The following is a 21,413-nucleotide window of genomic DNA, read 5'->3' on the forward strand; positions in this document are numbered from 1 at the left end:
TTAAGGCCACCGCGCATCAAGCTGCGCTTGCAGTTGGTGCGGTGTGCCGTTGGGAATCAACGAAGCAAGCAGGCCAAGCAGTTCGGTTTTTTTACTGCGAATGAATGCATGAAATTCAGTACAGCCAAGTAGCTGCTCAATTTTTTGGTGCTCATTCGCCTTCACTGCAATGTTGTTTGAATCTGCATAGCTTTTCAGGGTGGCAAGTTCTTGCCAGTCAAGCAGGGCTTCAATATTGTCTGCAGTGCTGGCCAAGCGGGTCCACTTTGGGGTGGGGGGCACGGCCAGTGTGTTTGCAATTTGCTCGGGATTGAATTCAATCAGGTTTTCAACTGTGGCTTCAAAACAGGGGTCTTGCTGCACAAATGCATTCTCAAAAAAATGCCGGGTGTTGTTGCTTGCCAATGCAGCAATATATTTGTCGGTTAGCAGCTTTCCAATGTTTTGAAATGCGGAAGGTGAATTCGGGTTCAGTAGTTGATTGATGTTTGTTGTGGAATTGGGGTGAAACACAAAGCCAGTGCTAAATTCCAGAAGGCGTGAAGCAGGGTGGGTATTGTGGTTGCCCTGCACACCCAGGTTGGCGCGCAGCAGGTCGGTAATTACCACGTGCACCGGCACCATGTTTTGGTGCGCATTTTGAAGGTTGTGAACCAACTGGCTGGGCAGGCCGGTGCTTTGGCACAGCGCCACCATTTTTTGTGTGGTTTCAGCGCTTATTGGCAAGCCCAGGTTCAACAGGTTCAGGCAGTGCTGCACGTATTCGGCTTTGCTAATGCTGGAAATATTGTGCCTTGCAATTCGCTGGGTGCTTCGGCAGGGGTGTAGGCCGTATTCAAGTTCCAGGTGGGCCTCAATTTGGCTGCGTACCAGTTCTTGCTGAAGCTGTTTGTGCGCCGGAAAGCCGGAATGATTTTGCAGCAGCTTGAACGCATCAACGTTGAAGCGATTGCCCAAACCAAGCACTTGCTTGAGATATTCCAGCCGCAACGCGTATCGAAATCGTGGAATGTGTTGGCCAATTTGTGAGAAAACCAAATTGCTCGCCACATCGGTTTCATCAAGAATGGAATTGATATCAGCAATCGAAGTGAGTTGAAGTGCACTTTTGCGCGCGTCAATAATTGTTGACTTAACCAGTATTAAAAAATCATCAAGTTTCAGCCTTAAGTTCAATGCGCTTTTAATTTGTTCCTGAAGCGATTCAATGCCTGTTTGCGAAATTGGAAAAGTTTGCGAATTACTTGTATTAACAACATCGTTTTGCGACTTGGGTTGCCGGCGGATTAATCCTGAAAAGAACTTGAGCATGAGCACTCCATATTGCTTGCCGTTAAAAAATAGTCTTGGCGGCATAATTTCTACAGGGGTAAGCTGGTGACTTAATGCTTTGAGTAAACAAACGGGGGTTGGCGGTTCCTTTGTACGTTGGGCCACCTTACTTGACAAGTTTGGCTCATTCGGTGCTGGTGTGTACTTTGTGGATCTGCGTTTCGGATCAGGCCTACATATTAAGCGCTCGTTTGACTCTTGATATCAGTTTTCTTGCAAGACTGATTTTTCGTGTTACAGGTATTACCGCAGTTTGTCGAGTGTGTTGAATGGTTGGCATTGGCGACACAGGCGGAGAAACATAAGTGAAGGCGGGCGTAGCAATTGGTACTGGTTTTGGCCTGTTAACATTTAGTTGATGCGAACCTGAAAGGTAGGTTCTGATAGGCAGGGCTGCAGTGTCGATTAGTTCATAAAGCTTGGAATCAAGCTTGTCGCAGTTGGGGTCAGTGTTCTTGTAACGTCGTGCCAACGTTCTCACTTTTCTGTCAATTTCAGTGATCAATTCTTGAAATGATTTTGCCAATTCTCGAGTCGATTCACTGTGCATGGCTTTATGTGTACCGGTAGATCTAGCCAAGCCAGCGGCAGCAGCATTTAATTGTAACGACACTGCATGACGCGCGGCTGATAAACAAACGATGGTGCTTCCAAGCCATTCATCGGTCACATTGTTTGTCGCCTTTATGGCGTCAATAACAAACCGCAATGCCTTTACGGGTTCATTAAGTACTTGATCTAAATTTCCGGTCCAGTCGGCGTTCCGCAGTCTTGTTTTAAAAATATGGTCTCGTATTTTTGTATGCAAGGAAAAGTACGCGAGTACACGCCGATCAAATGAGAAATCGATTAGACATACTGGCTCTTGATGTCCCAACAGTAAGCGAAAATATTTTCCCCCTCTCGCGCTGGTCATTTCGCATAAGGAGAATGGTGGCAATGGGCCCTCGAGATTGCCAAATTTACATTCATTTGCATGCAGGATCACTCCAAATGTCGGGCTAGCCCCCCCCACGTTTCATGTCGCTATCGGGCTTGAACACGCCAATCAATCGGGTTCCATTGTCAAATTTTCTTACTCCTTCCGTCAAAGAAAGTGATCCTAAACTTGGGTTGAATTCAAATATTCCCTGGTCTTCAAACCCCGCCCTGTACTTTACAGTTCGGTGATCACCACACTTTCTGAATGCAGATCTTTCTATCCGGTTTATTTGAGCAGTGAGCAGGTTTTTTAAGTCCTCATCAGCTTTCTGGTCATCCAGAATTATCAATTTTTCTAGGGTGGACTTGTGTCTAGGATTCGCGTGTGGATTCTCATGGGCTTCACGTACTCGGGAGAAATTACCAGTACCCAACCTGTCCAGATGACAAAACAAGCGTAAGGTTTCGGTGTGAATATTTCCCTGCTCAACTGCTTCGAAAAGTAGGGTCTTGCCGCCACCGCTCAAAATAGATGAAAAATTACTGATTACGTTGGGTTTGACAAACAGAAGATCCACTGTGCGGTGCTCTTTGGAAAACACCAAAATAGAATTCGACGCGATGCGATGTAGAAGCAAAAAATAATCGGGGCCAAATTTATATCCATCAATCGCTGTGATTTTTCCAGTAGTGCAATATTCTGTTAAACCTTCCGTACTGTAAGGAATGATCATTTTCGACCAACCCAGCTGAATTAAAGTACCGTGATCCAAATGACTAATAAGGTGGGTGAAAGGCGGTACGCTTTGGGCCACTGAGGCCCAGTTCGACGTCCGTGATTCCCGTAGATGTTTCAACGTCGCCAGGGCTTGGTCAAATGATTTGCTGGTGCTTGGATCAATCAAAAGGCCTACCAAGTCTTCAGTGCTTGGCATACCTAAAACCTCATTTGGGGTCAGGGTTGTACTTTTATCCGAATGAGTAAGCAGGTTGGAGCCAGTCTGACTATTTTTAAACTGCCACTTCATAAAATCAGCGTAACTGCTCTCATGCGATTGTTTGTTACTGGCATGTTTTGCATTCTCAAAGTAGAGATGGACTACCGAATCATCCTTAAAAGTAGAAATTTTGATTCGGGCGGCCCTAAGAAACGGTAGCAAACTGGGATTGATTTGTGTAACCGTATCGATGAATTCCAATACCTGTGCCTTGGTTTGCAAAACTGGTTTGCAGGGTAATTGGTAGTCGCTGTATCTTTCGCACAAGTCGAGTATCAAATACTTGGAAGACACATCCAGATTGATAGCCGGAAAATCTTCGGGGGGTATGAAATACAAGTTTGCCCGTTTTTCCATTTCCTGTGTTTTGGCAACATGATGGCTGGCGCTAACTACTAAATTTAGTTTTTTTGTTCGCCGCCCTTTAAAAGCCGAAGAGGTGGCGGCATATCCATTGAATTTGCTGCGTACTGCATCAGAGAATAATTCCAGTGATTCTTTTCTGCCAGCTTGTCCGCTTTTAAAATTGCTGTGGCTCAAGTTAGGTTCGTTTTTAAGCCGGTCAGAATAAATATCGCCTTTGTAGCTTAAAACAATATTCATGGCGGGAGAAAAGAGCAAAGCCGCACACCCTTCCCACACATAGTGGTTGTAGCTTCTGCAAAGCGAAGGCCCTACTAGAGTGCATGGGGTGCAAATATTGTCTTCAGAGATCTTTTTCACCGCGGCAATCATGGAGTTTAAAGAACTTTGATCTTTAAAGCGGTGAATGTAAGCACCGCGTTCATTCAGTTCTTTTTGTCGGGCACCTTCAGTCCATGAATCAGAAGGCGAGCTTAAGTCAGGCAAGGCCAGGTCTTGCACGCCTCTGTCAACTTGCCCGTACTGATCTGAAATATGCATGGCTTAGGTTGTAGTTGTGGATTGAGTTTGTTTCTCACGTTTATCGTAAAAATTGCTCATGTGGTCGATGAAGTTTTTCAGAGTGAAACCTCCGCCCAAGTCTTCATTGAAAGTAGATCTATGGTCACCGTCTTCGCAGCTTTTAATTTCTTCATGAACCCACGCCGAACCGTGTAGAGCACCCATTACCTGCGCAATAATGGTGGCGCAGGTGTCGCTGTCTTTGGTTACCAAGGCGGCCATGTTTACTGCATGGGCCGGGTCGTTGCCGAACTTTTCAAGTAAAAACACAATGCTTGGAAAGGTAGCGCCAAGGTAAGCACGGCTGCACCAGCGTTGTAGTACCTCATTGGTTTCGATGCTGTTCAGCTGCGTCTTGTCTTTGTATGTCTCAAGCGCCGTTAGAACCGAACCCGCAGTTACCGAGTTTGCTTTAGTTATTTCCCTCGGTTCGGTCAAGCCCTGCGCGCTGCGCCCTTTCAGAAATTCGCTGGGTAGCCGCGGTGTACGCCAATTAGAGCCGTCGCCAACAGGTACTGCGTTACCGTCTAGACCAAACAGTTGATCGGGATGTTCCAGCACTTTGGCGATTTCGTAAAATGTATCGATAAAAAAGTTTTTAGGCGGTACAGGTTTCTCATCTTGTTGTTCTGCTACCTTTCGCAAATGCATGCATTTGGCCATGAGCACTACTTGCCCCACTGAAGCCACTGTAGATAATGAACCGTGGTGGGTAACCTGATTGCTGATTAAAGCCTGTTGAACCAGGTCTTTCATACTGGCGCCCGATGCCAGCAACGGCAACAAGTCATAGCCAATCCGCATCATGCCGCCATTGCCGGCACCGCCTGATCGCCTATCCGAATTTCTTAGGTCTGGTATGCATTGATCTTTCCATTCCTGTTTTAAGGGTCTGCGCTGACACATTGTCAGCGTGTCAGCGCCACCCCGGATAACAAAATCTGTTTCCGGCGCATCGCCGAGTTGTTGTCCCTTCTCTGGAAATTTCGATTCCCTAAATGCGCTCAGTATTTTCTTTCCAAGTTCATTTAAGTCTCCTTTGTCTTCTACTATCCACCGTATTTTAGCGTTGGCACTTAGCGCCCCTTGCTGGGTATCGTCTGTTGCATGGTGACCGTTGCGGTTGTGTTTTTTTAGCTGGGCGATCAATATTTTGTCTTTGTCTGCTTGATTGGGGCTAGCCCTGTACTCCCTTTTCTCATCTTTCCCCAACTTCGCCTCGAGTACATCTTTTCTAAGTGGTTCATCATCGGTATTGCCTTCTGGCCGCACGTAAAAGTGCGATTCCAAATCTGCACCCAGTGCATCTCCGTAATATCCAGCTTTGATGACATCGCTTGCATATTCGTTTGCATTCTCAAGATCTAATTGAGGAAATGGAAACTTATCTGGGTCGCTGGCTATTTTGACAATACCGTCTACTTTAATTGGCATGTAAGGAAATTGATGTTCTTTTCCAGCAAATAAAGGTTTGTCTTCGACCAGGTGTTTGATTGTTTCGTTCACCCCGACCTCTGCATTAACAACGGTGCATGCTTCCAGTAATTGTTTTAGTTGTTCTTGCGAATTTACGAAGTGGGCATGCCTTTGTTCCCGTCCTTGGTTAATTAAAGTTTTAAGGTGTCGTTCGACCAAGGCGGGCTTTACCCCGTTTTGCTGTGCGCACATTTCTTTGAACGAATACAGCACCGCCAAGCTGGCGCTGCGCCCAATTCCATTGGCGCTGTACAACTGCGGACAAGGTGTATTTGCTGCATGGCTGTCTTCAGACTTTGGTTTTGGTACATGTTTCAACGCGGCCCGCAGTGTTGCCGAATCCAGGCTTCTGCCGTCATAATCGGGGCAAAATTCCCGGAATTTAATTTTTCTATCTGGCTTACCTGCAACCTGAAAGGTAATTGTTCCCGAGTGATACTTGAATGCATTCGCATCTGTTTGAGTTTTTTTCTCAATTGATTTGAGTGTGACGTTGTCTGAAAGCTTCAGCCCGTCGATTCGTGCTTGGCCAAACTGAGCAAGTATTTGCTCAAGCAAGCTCGACGAGTTTACTTTTATTGGCTTGGTTTGCATGTTCGTAATACGGTCGAAGCTCTCGCTGCTTCCAAAGCTGACCAAGCACGAGCCGTTTTCATACACCTCTAGCAGACGCAGTTTTAAACTTTCAAGTGCATCGTGAACTTTTTGGCTTTCCACACCAGAAGCGCCCACCACAGTTTCCACTTTCATAACGTTTGGTGCGGTTCCAAGTTGGAATTCAATGTGATGGCTGTCTATGCCATTTCCAGCCGGGTCGTTAGGAGTATTTGTTGTATCAGGGGGAAAAAATGCGCTGCTTGCTTGGCGTGGGCTTGCTAGTGGTGGTGCCATAGTTGGGTATTCGAATCTAAAGACTTTCGTGGCTTAACCTTCCTGGCAAGTTCGGTTTAAAAAACGATGTGTTCCGTTCTGCGGAGACCGTTTCTGTTGGGTTGGCCAATGTACCGGCAGGCCAGGAAAGGTAGTTGGATGCAATGAAAGCGCCCGAAAGGCAGGTAGAGCAGGCCCATGTTCAGCCATGTGAAGAGCAGGCATGCCAACAAGTGGCTTCGGCCAAGCCCAATAACTAATTTTTGAGATACAAGCCCGATTTGTCTGCCACGGAAGGTTTTACTCGCCTGGATTAAATACCAAGTACCCCAGGCAGTCGGATTTCTTTTGCTGAAAGCCAAAACTGATTTTTCCCCAAGCCGTGTTTGTGGTGAAGGTAGTGGCTTCTTCCAGCGAGCCGCCACGGGGCACACCTGTTATTGCCAAATCTGAAAACTGTTGGCTTACCTGCTGTACGGTAATGCATTTACCGTCCACGTCCAGCGCCAGCATGCCTTTGCTATTGCTATTGCTATTGCTATTGCTATTGCTCGTGTCTCGAGGCAATCGAAGGTCTATTTTTACAATGCTGGAATTGCCTGCAAGGGCCAATTGCTGGCCAGAAAAAAATTGAACATACTCGTTCGATTTTTGAGTTTGTTCCACGAGAGTTTGGCCCAGTATTTTCTCAACACCCGCCAATTTAAAAGAGGCTGCTTGTATGTCCTCAATTAGTTGCCAAACAGAAAGGTTAATGTGAATTCTGGTGTTTTCCTTTGAAGCATGTGCGGTGGGTTGACACGCAGTTGTAGCAATGGCCAGTAACAGAAGCAATAGTTTTTGGAGTACGCCAATATTTTTTATTACGGTACTTTTCGCACCATGGAAGATACCCGTTGTCGTGCCGCTCACGATATTTGCTTGCAGGGGAGGTTTTTACTGGCCTGGATTAAATACCAAGTACCCCACGCAATCAGGCTTCTTTTCTTGAAAGCCAAAGCTGACCCCGCCCCAAGTCGTGGTTGCGGTGAAGGTAGTGGCCTCTTCAGGCGAGCCATCCCTGGGAATGTCAGTGATGTCCAACTCCGAAAACTGTTGGCGTACCTGCTGTAGGGTGATGCATTCGCCGCCTAGGTGAAGAGCCAGCATTCCAAGGTTGCTTGTGGTGCTGCGCGGTAGTCGAAGGTCGATGTCTACAACGTTTACATTGCCTGCCAAGGCCAATTGCTGGCCAGCAAAAAACTGGAAAGATACAGTCGATTGCTGTGTTTGTTCGATCAGTGATTGGCCTAGTAATTTTTCGACACTAGCCAATGTAAATGAAGCGGCCTGTATGTCTTCGATCAGTTGCCAAACTGACAAGTTAAGTTGAATCATGGCATTTTCCTTTGAAGCATGTACGGTGGGTTGGCAGGCAGTTGTGGCCACAGCCAGGAACAGGGCAATGAGTTTGCTAAAGGCATTACTTCTTGCCGTAGTGCTTGTCGTACCATTTGCCGTGATAGTCCTCATAGGTTTCCTTCGTGTTTGATGTGTATTCCCCTGAACCCACAACGTTGCCAATTTTTCGAACGGCAGATTTTAAATCTCCATCTTTCAGGTATTGGTCAAAGGCTTGTATGTAGGTTGGTCGGTTTACTGCTTGCCCTGCAATGCCGATATCTATATTGCGTGATTTGATGATTTCACGTTGAACCTGAATGTTTTTCATGGTTGCAACACCTTCGTCATCCAGCGCGCCTTCCAGATAAGCGGACTTGGAACTCAGGTTGCTTCGGTAAGGATAAATGCCATGCCCTACCTCGTGAGAAAGTATTTTTGTATAAGCTTTTGGATCGGTTTTTAAATTGCTGTCCATCGTAATCGTTTTCAGGCCTCGGTTGATGGTCGAGCCTTTGCCAGCCGGGCCATCTTTGATTATCCAGCCTTCATCGCGCAGTTTTTGCAGGTCTTTTGTCAAGCTGGGCGAGCCGGCCACAAGTTCGTTGACTTCCGGGTCGAATCCTTTTTTAAGAAGATTGGCTTCAGAGTCGGGTGCAGGCGAACTGGGCGCCGGTGCTTTAGGCATGTCCGCCCCCTTGGCCGATGCAATCAATGTGGCGCCACAGGCTGTTTTGTGGCCGCTCAGCGCTATGGCCATGTTGTTGTCGGTGAAGGGTGAATACCCCTCAACAATTTTAAACAGGTGTGGCTTGCACAGCGGGCAAGTAACCATGTCGCCAATGCGTGCCACGGGGTGCCCGTTGATCAGCGTTCTTGGGCTGCCGGAAACAACAACACCACCATGACTGGTGGTGTCGCCAACAAGCACTTGGGCGCGACCGTTGAAGAATGGCCTGGGTTGCATAATCTAGATAGGGTAGGTAATTGGTTTAATCCTTTAAGTAAACAATTGGGGGTCGGTGGTTCCTTTCTATTTCGGCTTACTGAAACTGCTTTCGCATTGCAATCAAAGGCACGGCATACAGCACCGCAAAGCTGGTGTTCAGCACTGCGTTTTGCCAAAACCCGCTGTAAAGGGAATAGGCCGTGTCGGGCACGTACCACAGCAAAACCGACACTGCCACCATGCCCCAGGCTTCTTTCACGCCTTTGGCCAGCAGTTTGCGCACCACCATAAACACAAGCGCCCCCCAGCCCACCATTACCGAACCCATTACCGCATGGGCCAGCCCAATGTAGGCGGTGGCTTGAGGGTCAAAATTGCCAAATTGTGCGGGGTTTTGAAACATCATCAGCCCGAATGCCTGTTGCGTAAGCCCCGGTGCCAGCACCATGAACAAACCAAACAGCACGGTGAATTCCGCAGTGTAGGTAAGCCAGTTGATCCAGAAAGTGGGGGTGCTTGAGGTACGGTGGTTCATGGTGTCGCTTTGCATGATTGTTCTCCTGGGTTGAGTTAATTCGTGCCCAGTGTGCCAATTGCGGGGTCATTCCAGCAATAACCTGCCAGGTCATAGATTCAAGTTATTTTCCGTGGCAGTATTGGCGCATGCATACACACACTTCAACCAAACACGCAGGAATTTGCGTTCGCGATTTGCGCGCACGGCAGAAGGTTAGCCAATTGGATTTGGCCTTGCGCGTGGGAGTGTCACAGCGCCATTTAAGCTGCATTGAAACCGGCAAAGCCAGTGCCAGCAAGGAAATGTTGTTGGCCCTGCTGGAAGGCTTGGAAGCCCCCTTGAATATTCGCAACGAAACCCTGGTGGCGGGTGGGTTCGCCCCCTTGTTTGGAAGCAGGCCGATTGAGCACCGCGAAATGAATACCATCAACGAGGTGATCGACCTGATGTTGATGGGCCAACATGCCGCGCCTGCCATGGTGCTGGACAGTGAATGGAATCTGGTGAAATTCAACCCTGGTTTTATACGCTTGATGAACCTGCTTGAATTTGATGTGGCTGCCCTTCAAGCCACGCCCAATATATTGCTTGCCTTGACTGCGCCGGGTGGATTGGCCACGCGCCTGATCAACCCAGCTGAGGTGCTGGGCGATGTACTTCGCCGTGCACAGCGAGAGGCCTTGCATGTACCCTCGCTGCAAGCCATGTTGAATCAAATTCCACAATCCATGTTCGAAAGCAAAGTGCCTGTGGACACCAACAACCCAACCCTGGTCACCCGCTTTCAAAGTGCCGTTGGCGAGCTGCGTTTTATATCAACATTCACCACCTTTGGAGCACCTTTGGACATTACTGCGGCATCGCTGCGCATCGAGCATTTATTCCCTGCCGATGAACAAACCCGAACGGCTTTTTCATGATGCGATTTCTGCTGATATTCATGCTGCTTGCCGTGGGTGGTTTTGCCACATGGTGGTTCATGCAAAAGCCCAGCCACAATCGCCAGTGGGCTGACGATGTTTCCCAAATGTTGCACGCTGAAGTGAATGGCGACACAGTGGTGTTGAACAATGTGCGCAACTTTGAATGGCGTACAGAAACCGATTACACACCGCGCTGGGAAACCCGTGAATACGATTTAAGCCAGTTGCAAACAGCAGACCTAGTGCTGTCGTACTGGATGGGGCCAAAGATTGCGCACACCTTGGTTTCATTCGGTTTTGCCGATGGGCGCTATCTTACTTTTTCAATCGAAATTCGCAAAGAAAAGGGCGAAGAATTTTCGCCGTGGAAAGGGTTTGTACGCCAATACGAAGCCATTTTGGTGGCTGCCGATGAAGCCGATATTATTCGCACCCGCAGCAATGCGCGTGGTGAAGATGTTTACATTTACCGCCTGGCCATTCCGCCTGAACAATTAAAAACCCTGTTCATGGCTTACGTAGAACGCGCTAATTCGCTTGAAAAAGAGCCTGAGTTTTACAACACCCTGACCAGCAATTGCACCACGGTGGTTTACGACATCGCCAAGCAAATTGTGCCCAACCTGCCTTTGGATTATCGGCTGCTGGCCAGTGGCTATTTTGCAGAATATGCGCATGAACAAGGGGGCTTGGTGGAAGGTTTCAGCTATGCCGAGCTTCAGGAAAAAGGCTACATTGTGCTGCGCGCGAAAGCCATTCAGCCCGGCGAAAATTTTTCAGAAGCAATTCGCCGGGGTGTGCCTGGAATGCAGCAAAGCGTGCAATCAGATTAATCAGCAACCACCCGCCCAGCGTGCGTCGTTGATGTTGTAGCTGCGTGCTTTCATGTAATCCACCGGGTCGCGCAGGTAGTCGACTTCAGGTGGCTTGGGCAACTTAGCCACCGCATTCAGCCAGGTACTTTCATAGGCGGCTGCACCGCCGCCTATGCCGGGGGTCCAGGCATCGTGGTGCGTGGGCAGCGCAACTTTGGGTTGAGTCAGGGCAACATAGGCCAACGCATCGCGGTAGGCGCTGGTTAGTAAACCAAAACCAACGATGGCATTCAGTTGCACGTCGACGCATTCGGGCAATTTTGTAAGGGCGTTGGCAATCGCTTCACTTTCCGCATTGCCAACTTTCATCACACCGGTTGAATCGTGCCAAAACCACGCAAAATCGCCTGCGCGGAAGTGGTAAGCCCATGTGCCCCCGGCAGGTTGACCCACGCCGCCATCATCGCGCAATGTGCCCACAAATCGCAGTGCCTCTGCCAGGCTTGTGTTCAGGTAAGTCGGGAAGGTAAGTACATTTGGAATGTAAACCAGCGGCATGCCACCGCTTAGTAAATCCGCGGGTTCCGCAGCAGAATGGGTGTGCTGCACCACATTCACTTCGGGCAGGTCTTCCCAAATTTTGATGCTCTGCACGGAACCAACACCCGGTGTGCTATGGTCGCCCAGGTTCAGGCAGGGAAAGGTGTTGGGTATGCCTTCGCTGGCTGCGCGTTCGCGGGCAATGTCGCACACATTGCTGCCGGCAACCAAAAGCGCGTTGCTTAGGCCAGCCACGTAACCTGCATCGGCCGCATGGTCAAAATGCCCGTGCCCAATGAAGATTGCTTCGGGTTGAATGGCAGCCAATTCTTCGCGGCCAATTGGCACATAGTCGGCGTGCACTCCCACAATTTCCCAAGCGTCCATCAAAAACAAATGGCCCTTCATGCTAGCAATGAAACTTGAAACACCCACCCACCAAAACTTCACCTGTTCAGGGTCCATTGCATTGGGTCCAAGAATGCGTTCGCGCGTGGCTTGCAATTCTGCGCTGGGAGTATCGGCGGCTGGCAAAGGCGCGAAGTTACTGGCCTCGAATACATTGGGGCGGGTTTCGTTGGGAGAAATGGCCATGCTGGCAGCGCTGCCTTGTTCATTGCTGCTGCCCATGCAGGCCGCTAAAAACAGTGCACAGGCCAGAAGGCCTGCGCGTGAAATAAAAGTGGTCATTGTTGTTGGTGTTGAATGTGTCTCCAACAACTTGTACTTCCACCTGGCTGCTTTAGATGCCCTTCACCAACGGCGAGAAAAACTGGATGATTTTTTGAAGGTCTTCTTTGGCTTCAGGCAAGGCCAAATTCATGGTGGGCCAAATGTGTGGCATGCCTGGGCGTGTCAGCAACTGAATGCTTCCGCCAACTTCTTGAACTGCATCACGCAAGCGCACAGAATCATCCAGCAAGCATTCGCTTTCGCTGGCGGTCACCATCAGCGGTGGCAAGCCTTTCAGTTCGCCCAACAAGGGGGAAGCACGAGGATCGGCCGGGTCGTGGCCGCACATGTACAACTTCGCGGCGTGTTCAATCAGGTGGGCAGACAACATGCTGTCGGTTTTGTCATTGCCTTGAATGGAAGGCGACAGGCGACGCATGTCGGTGGCTGGGGAAATTAGCAGGCCACCATGCACCGGTAGTTTATTTTTCACGGCATGCTGCACCACGGCCAAACTTAAATTACCACCAGCCGAGTCGCCCGCCACGAAAAATGGCTCGCCTTCCGGGGTGTCGGCCACCAAGGCCTCGAAGGCGGCGATGCAGTCGTCTAGCGGTTCTGGGAACGGGTTTTCAGGTGCAAGCCGGTAATCCACCATGAACACCCGAAACCCCAACGCATTGGCCAACGCGCCGCAAAACGGGCGGTACATGGGGGGGTGGCCAGCCACAAAACCGCCGCCGTGAATGTACAGCAGCGCACCCTTTGGATTTACCGGAATCAGCCATTCACCAGGCACGCCACCCAATGCACCTTTGATGTGTTTCAAACCTTTCGGCACCGGCGCCAGCAGGTTGGATGCACCTGTCACCATTCGGAACCTGCGTACAAAACCTGCGCCATTGCCCTCGTAGCTTTTCAGCGCAAGACTGGCAATTTTGTTCATGACTTTGGCTTGAATGGACGGCATGGTGTTCCTTGTTTCCGATGAGGTGGGGTATTTATAGCACTGCCAGTGCAGATCCGTCTAACGCCGGTTTTTTCAAACTTGATAAATTCGGACAAATCCCAAATGGAATAGTAAACGCTGTTTTCAGCGTCCGAAAAATCGGCACAATTGGAAAAAATATCAAAACACGGAGACACCATGGCTATTTTCGACGAAGACATTTTGATCATTGGCGCAGGTTTGTCTGGCATCAGTGCCGCATGCCACTTAAAGAAGGAATGCCCCAATCGAAATTTCACCATTCTTGAGCGCCGCACCACCATTGGCGGCACTTGGGACCTTTTCCGCTACCCTGGTATTCGTTCCGATTCCGACATGTTCAGTTTCGGTTTCAAGTTCAAGCCCTGGAAGAATGCGCATTTCTTTTCCCAGGGCAATGACATTCGCAGCTATGTTCACGAAGCGGCCACTGAAAACAAAGTGTTCGACCACATTCGTTTTCAGCGCAAGGTAAGCGATGCGAATTGGGACAGCGTAGCCCAGCGCTGGGTAATCAACGTGGTGAATGAAGCGACTGGCGAACCTGAGCAGTACCGCGCCAAATTCATGATGGCGTGTGCGGGTTATTACAATTACGACCAAGGTTACCGCCCCGACTTCCCGGGCGAAAGCAATTTCAAAGGCCAGATTATTCACCCCCAACACTGGCCTGAAAATCTGGACTACACCGGCAGAAAAGTGGTGGTAATTGGCAGTGGCGCAACCGCGGTTACGCTGATTCCCAGCATGGCCGAGAAGGTAGAGCACATCACCATGTTGCAGCGCTCGCCTTCCTATATTTTCTCGCTGCCTTCTGTTGATGCGCTCACCAAAGTGTTGCAAAAAACTTTGCCCTCCAAGTTGGCTTACAAGCTGAACCGTACACGCACCATTGGCTTGGCGCACTTCATGTTCAAGGCCAGCAAAAGCAAACCGGAGGTAGTACGCCGCTTTTTGATCGCCATGATGCGCCGGCAGTTAAAAGGCTCAAAAGTGGATATCAAGCACTTCACGCCCAACTACATGCCTTGGGATCAACGTTTGTGCCTGGTGCCCGACGGCGATTTTTTCAAAGCCCTGCGCAGCGGCAAAGCCAGCGTGGCCACCGACACCATCAAGCAGTTTGTGCCCAATGGCATTGAATTGAATTCAGGTGAAGTGCTGGAAGCCGACATCATCGTGACTGCCACCGGTTTGAATGTGCAAATGGTGGGTGGCATGAAGATTAGCCTGGACAATGCACCAGTGAATCTGAGCGAGAAAATGTTCTACAAAAGCGCCATGCTTCAAGACCTACCGAACGCGGCGGTGGTGCTGGGTTACACCCACGCTTCATGGACCTTGAAATCAGATTTGGTCAGTGGTTTTGTGTGCCGCCTGCTGAATTACATGGACAAGAAGGGCCATGCAGTGGCCGTGGCCAAAACTTCCGATGTGCAGCCTGTGGAAGGCTTCACCGTGCTGGGTGGTTTGAATTCAGGGTATTTGAAGCGCGTGGCCGACCAGTTACCACGCCAGGGCGAAACCCACCCCTGGCACAACCGGCAAGATTATTACCACGATACCAAAACCCTGCTGGAAGACCCAATCGATGAGGCAGGCTTGGTGTTTGAGCCCGCCAAGGCAGCTGAGGCGGCCAAGCCCAAGTTGAAAGCGGTGGCTTAAGGCTCAATAAGGCCCAAGTGCCCTAGTTGTCGCTGTCTACCCGGGTGAAGCGTTGGGTCATGCGCTCACCCACCTGCACCATTTCAAAAAATACATCCATGGGGCGTGTCCAGGCGCTGTGGGTGTCGCCACTTAATGGGCGGTACACCACCACAGGGCTTAGGTCACTTTCTTGAACGGCCTGGCAAATCACTTCATAAAGGCCGCCTTTGTAGTGTCGGTAACGTTCACCGGGTTTTACGCTGGGTGCTTGTTCGGGTACGTGGCTCATGGGCGCTCCTGACCAATACGAGTCAAATTTCTTGAATATTCAAGGTCATATCGTTAAACTGTACGGCTGTCTTTGAAGAATTGAAAGGAGTTTCTGAATGCCTGCAACCAAGCGAGCAAGCGAGGAAACCAGCAAACCCGTGAGCAAATCCCCATTGAAAACCGCGAACAAACCAGTTGTTGCCGAGCCTGAGCAAAAGGCACGCCCAGTGGTGTCCACACGCAAACCATCGAAAACAGCACTTTCCCCATCTGAAGTAACGCCCCTGGCCTTGCTGACACCCAGCAAGCCTGCACGCCGTCGCCGTTCCGGGGCAGCCAAGCCCAGAAAGTTGAAGGGTGCCACCACCACCTGGCCTTTCCCAACAGGCTCACGCCCTTAATAAAGTACATTCAATACTATGCTGCTAATCGATATTTTACGCTTACTGCTGGAAACAGCTGCCAGCCTGCTGACTTTCTGCCTGTTGTTGCGCGCACTCATGCAATGGGTGCGTATTCACCCAAGCAACCCCTTGTCGCCTTTCATTTTTTCCATGACAGACTGGTTGGTGAAGCCGCTGCGCAAGGGCGTACCCGGCTATGGCGGCATTGATTGGGCGTCAATTTTTGCAGCATTTGTGGTGTCGTTCGTGCTGCACATTGTGCTGGTGCTGATTACCGTTGGCTTGTCTACGGGTGGGCCGGGCGTGGGTTCGCTCATTACCCTGACCATTCCAATCGCGATTTTCTGGGTGCTGCGCAACGTGGCCTATCTGCTGATGGGCATTGTGCTGATTCAGGTTATTTTAAGTTGGGTGAATCCGTTTTCGCCCATCGCTTCAATTTTGAACGAGCTTTCTCGCCCATTCCTGGAGCCCTTGCGCCGAGTGTTGCCGACCATTGGGAATGTCGACTTGTCGCCTTTGGCATTCCTGCTGATTTTGCAAATCATCATGATGGTACTGCAAAGCTTGATGCCCGGCTTCTAAGCGAATCAGTGTTCGCTTGTGTATAAAAAAGAGCACCTTGAACAGGTGCTCTTGTTGTTTTCAGTTGTTGTATTTGAAGTTAGCGGGTAACCCGTGAAGTACCGCCACTGCTAACAATTCGTACCCGGTCACCGGGGCGGAACTGGTCGTCAGCGTCTTGCACATAGGCACGCAGGGTGCCGTTGTCCATGCGCACGGTTATTTCAAGGCCTGCACGGGTGGACGCATTGCGTTCAACTGCCTGCCCTGCCAAGCCGCCTGCAACAGCGCCCAATACCGCGCCAACTGCCCGGCCACTGCCACCGCCCACATTGCTACCAGCGATACCGCCAACAATGCCGCCTGCTGCTGTGCCCACATTGTTTGTGTCGCCCTGAATGGTTACATTGCGCACACTTTCAACAACGCCTTGTTCCACAATTTGCGCCCTGCGGGTTTCACCTTCGCGGTACACCTGCCCGGAACTGCTTTGCGTGGCACAGCCTGCTGCAAGCGCAGAGAGTGCAATCAAGGCCACTGCGCCGGTGCTTCTAAAACTGAATTGAACTGATTTGGCCATGATTTATATCCTTTCAAGTTACCAGGGTTTGTGGCCGAAAGCGGCTTCAAATCTGGATGCAATGTCTTCCCGGCTGTGTTGGTAAGTTTGTGGGCCTTTGACTGCAATTTTCAAGGAGCCCATTAAACTTGCCAGTTTTGCCGCGTTCACTATGCCAAGGCCTTCTGTAAGGCCGTAAAGCAAGCCACCGCGGTACGCATCGCCGCAGCCAGTTGGGTCGGCAATCCGTTCTGCTTTAACGCATGGTATATCGTGTCGTTGACCCTGTGCGTACACCCAGCTGCCCTCCGCACCGCGCGTTACCACCAGTGCTTCCAGCTTGTCTGCAATTTGTTCAAGCGTTAGCCCGGTGCGGTCGCACAACATCTTCGCTTCATAGTCATTGACCGCTGCGTAGGTCGCAAGTTCAAGAAATCGGTCCAGTTCGGGTTTGCCGAACATGGGCAAGCCTTGGCCCGGGTCGAATACAAACGGAATGCCCGCTTCTGCAAATTGCTCGGCGTGTTGCATCATGCCGTCGCGGCCATCGGGGGCGATGATACCCAAGGCCAGCGCGCCCGCATCGCTGATTTTATTCAAATGCGAATGGCTCATGGCACCGGGGTGAAATGCGGTAATCTGGTTGTCGTCCAAGTCGGTGGTAATGAAGGCTTGGGCAGTGAATTCGTCGCCGATCTGTTTAATACAGGTGGTTTCAATCCCCAAAGTTTGAAGGCGTTGAAAGTAGCCGCCCGCATCGTGGCCAATTGTGGCCATGGGCACGGGTTTGCCGCCCAACATGTTCAAGCTGTAGGCAATGTTACCTGCGCAGCCGCCCCAGTCTTTCCGCAGGCTGGGCACCAGAAAAGCCACATTCAGAATGTGAACCTGGTCGGGCAAAATTTGGTCTTTGAAACGGCCTTCAAACACCATGATGGTGTCGAACGCGATTGAGCCGCAAATTAAAACGCGCTTGGTGTTTGTTGGGGTATTCATGTGATGCTGTCCAATATATTTGTAAAAAGGGTCGGCTTGTTTTAGTTCGCCTTAGTCCACTTGCGGGCCGTGGTCGTATATCGACAATCGAAAGCCAGTGGCTGCACTTTCTGGCAGTTGCTCATTCAACTCGCTCAGATTCAAGTATGCCAGTACTTCCACTGTTTTTTGCCCGGGAATCAGCGATGCTTCGCCGGCGGCGCCTTCATTGCGCACTTGGTAGTCGCTTGGCGCAATTGATTTGCTGGCCAGCACCAATCCCTGCGGGTCGAGCAAGTCGACTTTCAGATAAGGCCAATTGCTTGGCAGTGGTTGCTGGTTGCGAAGGGTTAGGTCTACGCGCATATTGTGTTCGTCAAGCGCTTGCAGGCCGCTGCCCTCTACAGCCAATGCCTGTGTGGCCGGGCTTGAGAACATGTGTTGTATGCTTGGGCCGGCATTGTTGATGGCGCTGGCCAATGCCGGGCTTTCCAGCAAAAGTGTGGTGCGCTGCCACCACAGGGTTTGCAGGCCCAGTAAAACCAAAACCCCAACACACGCCGCCTTGATAATCGGGCTGCCTTGGTCAAAATTAAACAGGGATTTGGCGGGCGCTTTACTGGCGAACAAGTCTTCTGAACCAGTGCCATCGCCGCCGGTTAAATTGTGGTCGCTGGTGTAAGCGCTGTTACTCTGGCTGGGGCTTAAATCGAGTTTTTGCCAGGCTTCGGTGTCTGCAGAGGTTAAATGTTCAATGCCTGAAAATACGGTTTGGCATTGTCCGCATCGTACCTTCCCTTCGTGCAACTGAAGCTGGCCCGAAGTAACCTTGAACAGAGTTTCGCAGTTGGGGCAACGGGTAGCGAGGCTCATTGCTTTTAGTCGACAGCTTTCTGGCCGTGCAAACAGACCCAGCCATCGCGTTCTGCCCAAACCGCCATATTGATCCACTGGCGGTAATGCTCAATTACCTCTTCAGCCTGGCGAGCCAAAACGCCCGACAGCACCAATTGCCCACCTGCTTCCACATGATTGCACAGCGAGGGCGCCAGCACTTTCAAGGGGTTGGACAAGATATTGGCCACCACCACGGGGAACTGGCGCTTGGCCAGCGGGAAATCGGGCAGGCCACAAGGCATTTCAACCCCGTTGTTGCTGGCGTTGTAGGCTGTGCTGTCCACGGCTTGGGGGTCAATGTCCACGCCAATGGCTTCTGAAGCGCCCAGCTTGAGCGCAGCAATACCCAAAATGCCAGAACCACAGCCGTAGTCCAGCACGCTTTGGCCTTTCAGCGGAAATTCACTAAGCCAGCGCAAACACAGGGCAGTGGTGGGGTGCGAGCCAGTGCCAAAAGCCAAGCCAGGGTCGAGCACCAAATTGATTCGATCATCGATGTGTTGGGGTTCATGCCAAGAGGGCACAATCCACAAGCGGGCTGAAATCGGAATGGGTTCGAATTGAGCCTGGGTGATTCGTACCCAGTCCTCTTGAGGCACTTCGGTGTAGTCAATTTTCACATCGCCTAGCAACTCGGCTGGAATTTCCGCGAAAATTTGTTGACCTTCGGCCTTGTTGCGAAACAGGGCTACCACATGGTTCAGGTGCCACGCCGCTGATTCTGGCTCCATGCCGGGTTCGCCGAACAGGGGCTGTTCGTCTTCGCTATCAGCATTGGCGTCTTCAAGGCTGACCGCCAAGGCACCCAGTTCCATAAGCATGTCGGAAACTTCATCCGCTTGCTCAAAGGGCAGGGTTAGCTTGGCTTGAATCAGCGGTGCGGCCTGTTGGGTCATTTATTTAAACCGCGCTTCAAGTTTGTGCTCAAGGTAGTGAATACTGGTGCCGCCTTCTACAAAGCGGGCATCTTCCATTAGTTCACGATGCAGGGCCGTGTTGGTTTTAATGCCATCCACAACCAATTCAGCCAGGGCTTGGCGCATGCGGGCCATGGCCTGCTTCCGGTCTTCGCCGTAGGTAATTACTTTCGCGATCATTGAATCGTAGTGCGGCGGTACGTTGTAGCCACTGTACACATGGGAATCCACACGCACGCCAGGGCCGCCCGGTGCATGCCAATTCTTGATTGGGCCGGGTGAAGGCACAAACTTGAACGGATCTTCGGCATTGATTCGACATTCCATGGCGTGGCCACGGAACTCAATGTCGCGTTGGCGAAAGCGCAGCTTTTGGCCAGCCGCAATGCGAATTTGCTCTTGAACAATGTCCACGCCGGTGATCATTTCGGTCACCGGGTGTTCAACCTGCACGCGGGTGTTCATTTCAATGAAATAGAACTCGCCGTTCTCGTACAGGAACTCGAAGGTGCCTGCGCCACGGTATGCAATTTTTCGGCAAGCTTCCGCGCAGCGTTCGCCAATGCGTTCAATCAGACGGCGGGGAATGTTGGGTGCTGGCGCTTCTTCAATTACTTTTTGGTGGCGGCGCTGCATGGAACAATCGCGCTCGCCCAGCCAAACGGCGTTTTTGTGCTCGTCTGCGAGAATCTGAATTTCAATGTGGCGCGGGTTTTCAAGGAATTTTTCCATGTAAACCGCTGGGTTGTTGAATGCAGAACCCGCTTCGTTTTTGGTCATTGTGACCGCATTCAGAAGTGCCGCTTCAGTGTGCACCACGCGCATGCCACGGCCACCGCCGCCGCCAGCGGCTTTAATGATAACCGGGTAGCCAACCTGGCGTGCAATCTTCACGATTTCGCGAGGGTCGTCGGGCAGCTCGCCTTCAGAACCGGGCACGCAAGGTACTCCTGCGGCAATCATGGCGCGCTTGGCAGAAACTTTGTCGCCCATTAACAGAATGGATTCTGAGCGGGGGCCGATGAATACAAATCCGCTTTTTTCAACACGGTCTGCGAAGCTGGCGTTTTCAGACAGAAAACCGTAACCAGGGTGGATGGCTTCGGAGTCCGTTACCTCTGCCGCGCTAATAATAGCGGGGATGTTCAGGTAACTCTCTTTGGAGCTGGGCGGGCCAATGCAAACCGATTCGTCGGCCAGCTTCACATACTTGGCATCCACGTCGGCGGTGGAATACACCACCACGGTTTTTATGCCCATTTCTTTGCAGGCGCGAAGAATGCGCAAGGCTATTTCGCCGCGATTGGCGATCAGAATTTTTCCAAACATGGTGGTTGCTCCTGTTCTATTCAATGATGAACAGAGCTTGACCAAACTCCACGGGTTGACCGTTTTCAACCAGAATTGCCTTTACCACGCCAGATTTGTCGCACTCAATTTCATTGAGCAGCTTCATGGCTTCAATAATGCAAATGGTTTGGCCTTCTTTTACCGTGCTGCCAATTTCAACAAAGTTGGATGCACCTGGGCTTGGGGCGCGGTAAAACGTACCGACCATGGGCGATTCTACTTTGTGGCCTGCGTCTACTGGGGCGCTAGGTGTTTCAATCGCGGCCGCAGCTACAGCCGCCGCAGTGGGCGCAGCCATGGCAGGTGCCTGTTGCATCATCTGCTGTGGCATGGCCATGGTGTATTGGGGTTGGCTTTTAACGATGCGTACCTTGCCTTCGCCTTCAGTCACTTCCAGTTCGGAAATGTCAGATTCAGCGACCAGGTCGATCAATGTTTTTAGCTTTCTGAGGTCCATTCACTTGCTCCATCTAGGGATGGTTGGTTTTATATGGCAATACACAACCAAGCGACAGGCTAATTGAG

22 protein-coding genes are annotated in these 21,413 nt (G+C 50.8%); 5 read left to right on the plus strand and 17 right to left on the minus strand.

Annotation, left to right across the window (positions count from 1 at the left end; all coding sequences use genetic code 11):
• The 8 genes from NSP04_RS05725 to NSP04_RS05760 all read right to left on the minus strand — a co-directional run bounded on the left by NSP04_RS05725 (position 1) and on the right by NSP04_RS05760 (position 9,400).
• Positions 1-1,311: a hypothetical protein gene (locus NSP04_RS05725; RefSeq protein ID WP_257511383.1), complete on the minus strand. Its 1,311-nt coding sequence runs from the start codon at positions 1,309-1,311 to the stop codon at positions 1-3.
• Between the two features lie 193 nt (positions 1,312-1,504).
• The gene (locus NSP04_RS05730; RefSeq protein WP_257511384.1) at positions 1,505-2,002 is read right to left on the minus strand and encodes a hypothetical protein; all 498 of its coding nucleotides are present in this window, start codon (positions 2,000-2,002) and stop codon (positions 1,505-1,507) included.
• A 331-nt stretch (positions 2,003-2,333) separates the two neighbouring features.
• Complete coding sequence (locus tag NSP04_RS05735; RefSeq protein ID WP_257511385.1) at positions 2,334-4,115, minus strand: hypothetical protein; 1,782 nt, start codon at positions 4,113-4,115, stop codon at positions 2,334-2,336.
• A gap of 42 nt (positions 4,116-4,157) precedes the next feature.
• Positions 4,158-6,542 (minus strand): ADP-ribosylglycohydrolase family protein, encoded by a 2,385-nt coding sequence (locus tag NSP04_RS05740; RefSeq protein ID WP_257511386.1) that lies wholly within the window; start codon positions 6,540-6,542, stop codon positions 4,158-4,160.
• A 279-nt stretch (positions 6,543-6,821) separates the two neighbouring features.
• On the minus strand, positions 6,822-7,187 hold the full coding sequence (locus NSP04_RS05745; protein WP_257511387.1) for a hypothetical protein: 366 nt from the start codon (positions 7,185-7,187) through the stop codon (positions 6,822-6,824).
• A 270-nt stretch (positions 7,188-7,457) separates the two neighbouring features.
• Entirely contained in the window at positions 7,458-7,898 is a 441-nt protein-coding gene (locus NSP04_RS05750; protein ID WP_257511388.1) for a hypothetical protein, read from the minus strand.
• Positions 7,899-7,983: 85 nt separating this feature from the next.
• Positions 7,984-8,868 carry a PAAR domain-containing protein gene (locus tag NSP04_RS05755; protein WP_257511389.1) on the minus strand — a complete coding sequence of 295 codons (885 nt, stop codon included), beginning with the start codon at positions 8,866-8,868 and terminating at the stop codon, positions 7,984-7,986.
• 76 nt (positions 8,869-8,944) lie between these two features.
• The gene (locus NSP04_RS05760; protein WP_257511390.1) at positions 8,945-9,400 is read right to left on the minus strand and encodes a hypothetical protein; all 456 of its coding nucleotides are present in this window, start codon (positions 9,398-9,400) and stop codon (positions 8,945-8,947) included.
• A gap of 113 nt (positions 9,401-9,513) precedes the next feature.
• On the opposite strand from NSP04_RS05760, the gene NSP04_RS05765 reads away from it, so the two are divergent.
• Together NSP04_RS05765 and NSP04_RS05770 are read left to right on the plus strand one after the other, a co-directional pair.
• On the plus strand, positions 9,514-10,287 hold the full coding sequence (locus tag NSP04_RS05765; RefSeq protein WP_257511391.1) for an MmyB family transcriptional regulator: 774 nt from the start codon (positions 9,514-9,516) through the stop codon (positions 10,285-10,287).
• A complete protein-coding gene (locus NSP04_RS05770; RefSeq protein WP_371824998.1) occupies positions 10,284-11,123 on the plus strand; it encodes an Lnb N-terminal periplasmic domain-containing protein in 840 nt (279 codons plus the stop codon). The genes NSP04_RS05765 and NSP04_RS05770 overlap by 4 nt, the downstream gene beginning before the upstream one ends.
• Here NSP04_RS05770 and NSP04_RS05775 read toward each other — a convergent pair whose 3' ends face one another.
• Together NSP04_RS05775 and NSP04_RS05780 are read right to left on the minus strand one after the other, a co-directional pair.
• Complete coding sequence (locus NSP04_RS05775) at positions 11,124-12,335, minus strand: MBL fold metallo-hydrolase (protein WP_257511392.1); 1,212 nt, start codon at positions 12,333-12,335, stop codon at positions 11,124-11,126.
• Positions 12,336-12,387: 52 nt separating this feature from the next.
• Positions 12,388-13,287, minus strand: coding sequence for an alpha/beta hydrolase (locus NSP04_RS05780; RefSeq protein WP_257511393.1), 900 nt, complete (start codon positions 13,285-13,287; stop codon positions 12,388-12,390).
• A gap of 177 nt (positions 13,288-13,464) precedes the next feature.
• Here NSP04_RS05780 and NSP04_RS05785 point away from each other — a divergent pair, with 177 nt between their 5' ends.
• On the plus strand, positions 13,465-14,970 hold the full coding sequence (locus NSP04_RS05785) for a flavin-containing monooxygenase (RefSeq protein WP_257511394.1): 1,506 nt from the start codon (positions 13,465-13,467) through the stop codon (positions 14,968-14,970).
• 22 nt (positions 14,971-14,992) lie between these two features.
• On the opposite strand, the gene NSP04_RS05790 is transcribed toward NSP04_RS05785, so the two are convergent.
• Complete coding sequence (locus NSP04_RS05790; protein WP_257511395.1) at positions 14,993-15,241, minus strand: DUF1653 domain-containing protein; 249 nt, start codon at positions 15,239-15,241, stop codon at positions 14,993-14,995.
• Between the two features lie 97 nt (positions 15,242-15,338).
• Between NSP04_RS05790 and NSP04_RS05795 the strand changes: the two genes are divergently transcribed.
• On the plus strand, positions 15,339-15,623 hold the full coding sequence (locus NSP04_RS05795; protein ID WP_257511396.1) for a hypothetical protein: 285 nt from the start codon (positions 15,339-15,341) through the stop codon (positions 15,621-15,623).
• 18 nt (positions 15,624-15,641) lie between these two features.
• The gene (locus tag NSP04_RS05800; protein WP_257511397.1) at positions 15,642-16,211 is read left to right on the plus strand and encodes a YggT family protein; all 570 of its coding nucleotides are present in this window, start codon (positions 15,642-15,644) and stop codon (positions 16,209-16,211) included.
• A 79-nt stretch (positions 16,212-16,290) separates the two neighbouring features.
• Here NSP04_RS05800 and NSP04_RS05805 read toward each other — a convergent pair whose 3' ends face one another.
• The 6 genes from NSP04_RS05805 to accB are packed head-to-tail and all read right to left on the minus strand — an operon-like array spanning position 16,291 to position 21,345.
• Entirely contained in the window at positions 16,291-16,770 is a 480-nt protein-coding gene (locus NSP04_RS05805; protein WP_257511398.1) for an outer membrane lipoprotein, read from the minus strand.
• Positions 16,771-16,788: 18 nt separating this feature from the next.
• On the minus strand, positions 16,789-17,745 hold the full coding sequence (locus NSP04_RS05810) for a carbohydrate kinase family protein (protein WP_257511399.1): 957 nt from the start codon (positions 17,743-17,745) through the stop codon (positions 16,789-16,791).
• Positions 17,746-17,796: 51 nt separating this feature from the next.
• Positions 17,797-18,597 (minus strand): zinc-ribbon and DUF3426 domain-containing protein, encoded by an 801-nt coding sequence (locus tag NSP04_RS05815; protein WP_257511400.1) that lies wholly within the window; start codon positions 18,595-18,597, stop codon positions 17,797-17,799.
• A gap of 5 nt (positions 18,598-18,602) precedes the next feature.
• Entirely contained in the window at positions 18,603-19,517 is a 915-nt protein-coding gene (gene prmA, locus NSP04_RS05820; RefSeq protein WP_257511401.1) for a 50S ribosomal protein L11 methyltransferase, read from the minus strand.
• A complete protein-coding gene (gene accC / locus NSP04_RS05825; RefSeq protein ID WP_257511402.1) occupies positions 19,518-20,867 on the minus strand; it encodes an acetyl-CoA carboxylase biotin carboxylase subunit in 1,350 nt (449 codons plus the stop codon). It abuts the gene before it with no gap.
• A gap of 16 nt (positions 20,868-20,883) precedes the next feature.
• A complete protein-coding gene (gene accB, locus NSP04_RS05830) occupies positions 20,884-21,345 on the minus strand; it encodes an acetyl-CoA carboxylase biotin carboxyl carrier protein (protein ID WP_257511403.1) in 462 nt (153 codons plus the stop codon).
• Positions 21,346-21,413: the final 68 nt, after the last annotated feature.

The sequence above is a fragment of the Limnobacter parvus genome (genome assembly GCF_024623725.1).
GTDB lineage: Bacteria > Pseudomonadota > Gammaproteobacteria > Burkholderiales > Burkholderiaceae_B > Limnobacter > Limnobacter parvus.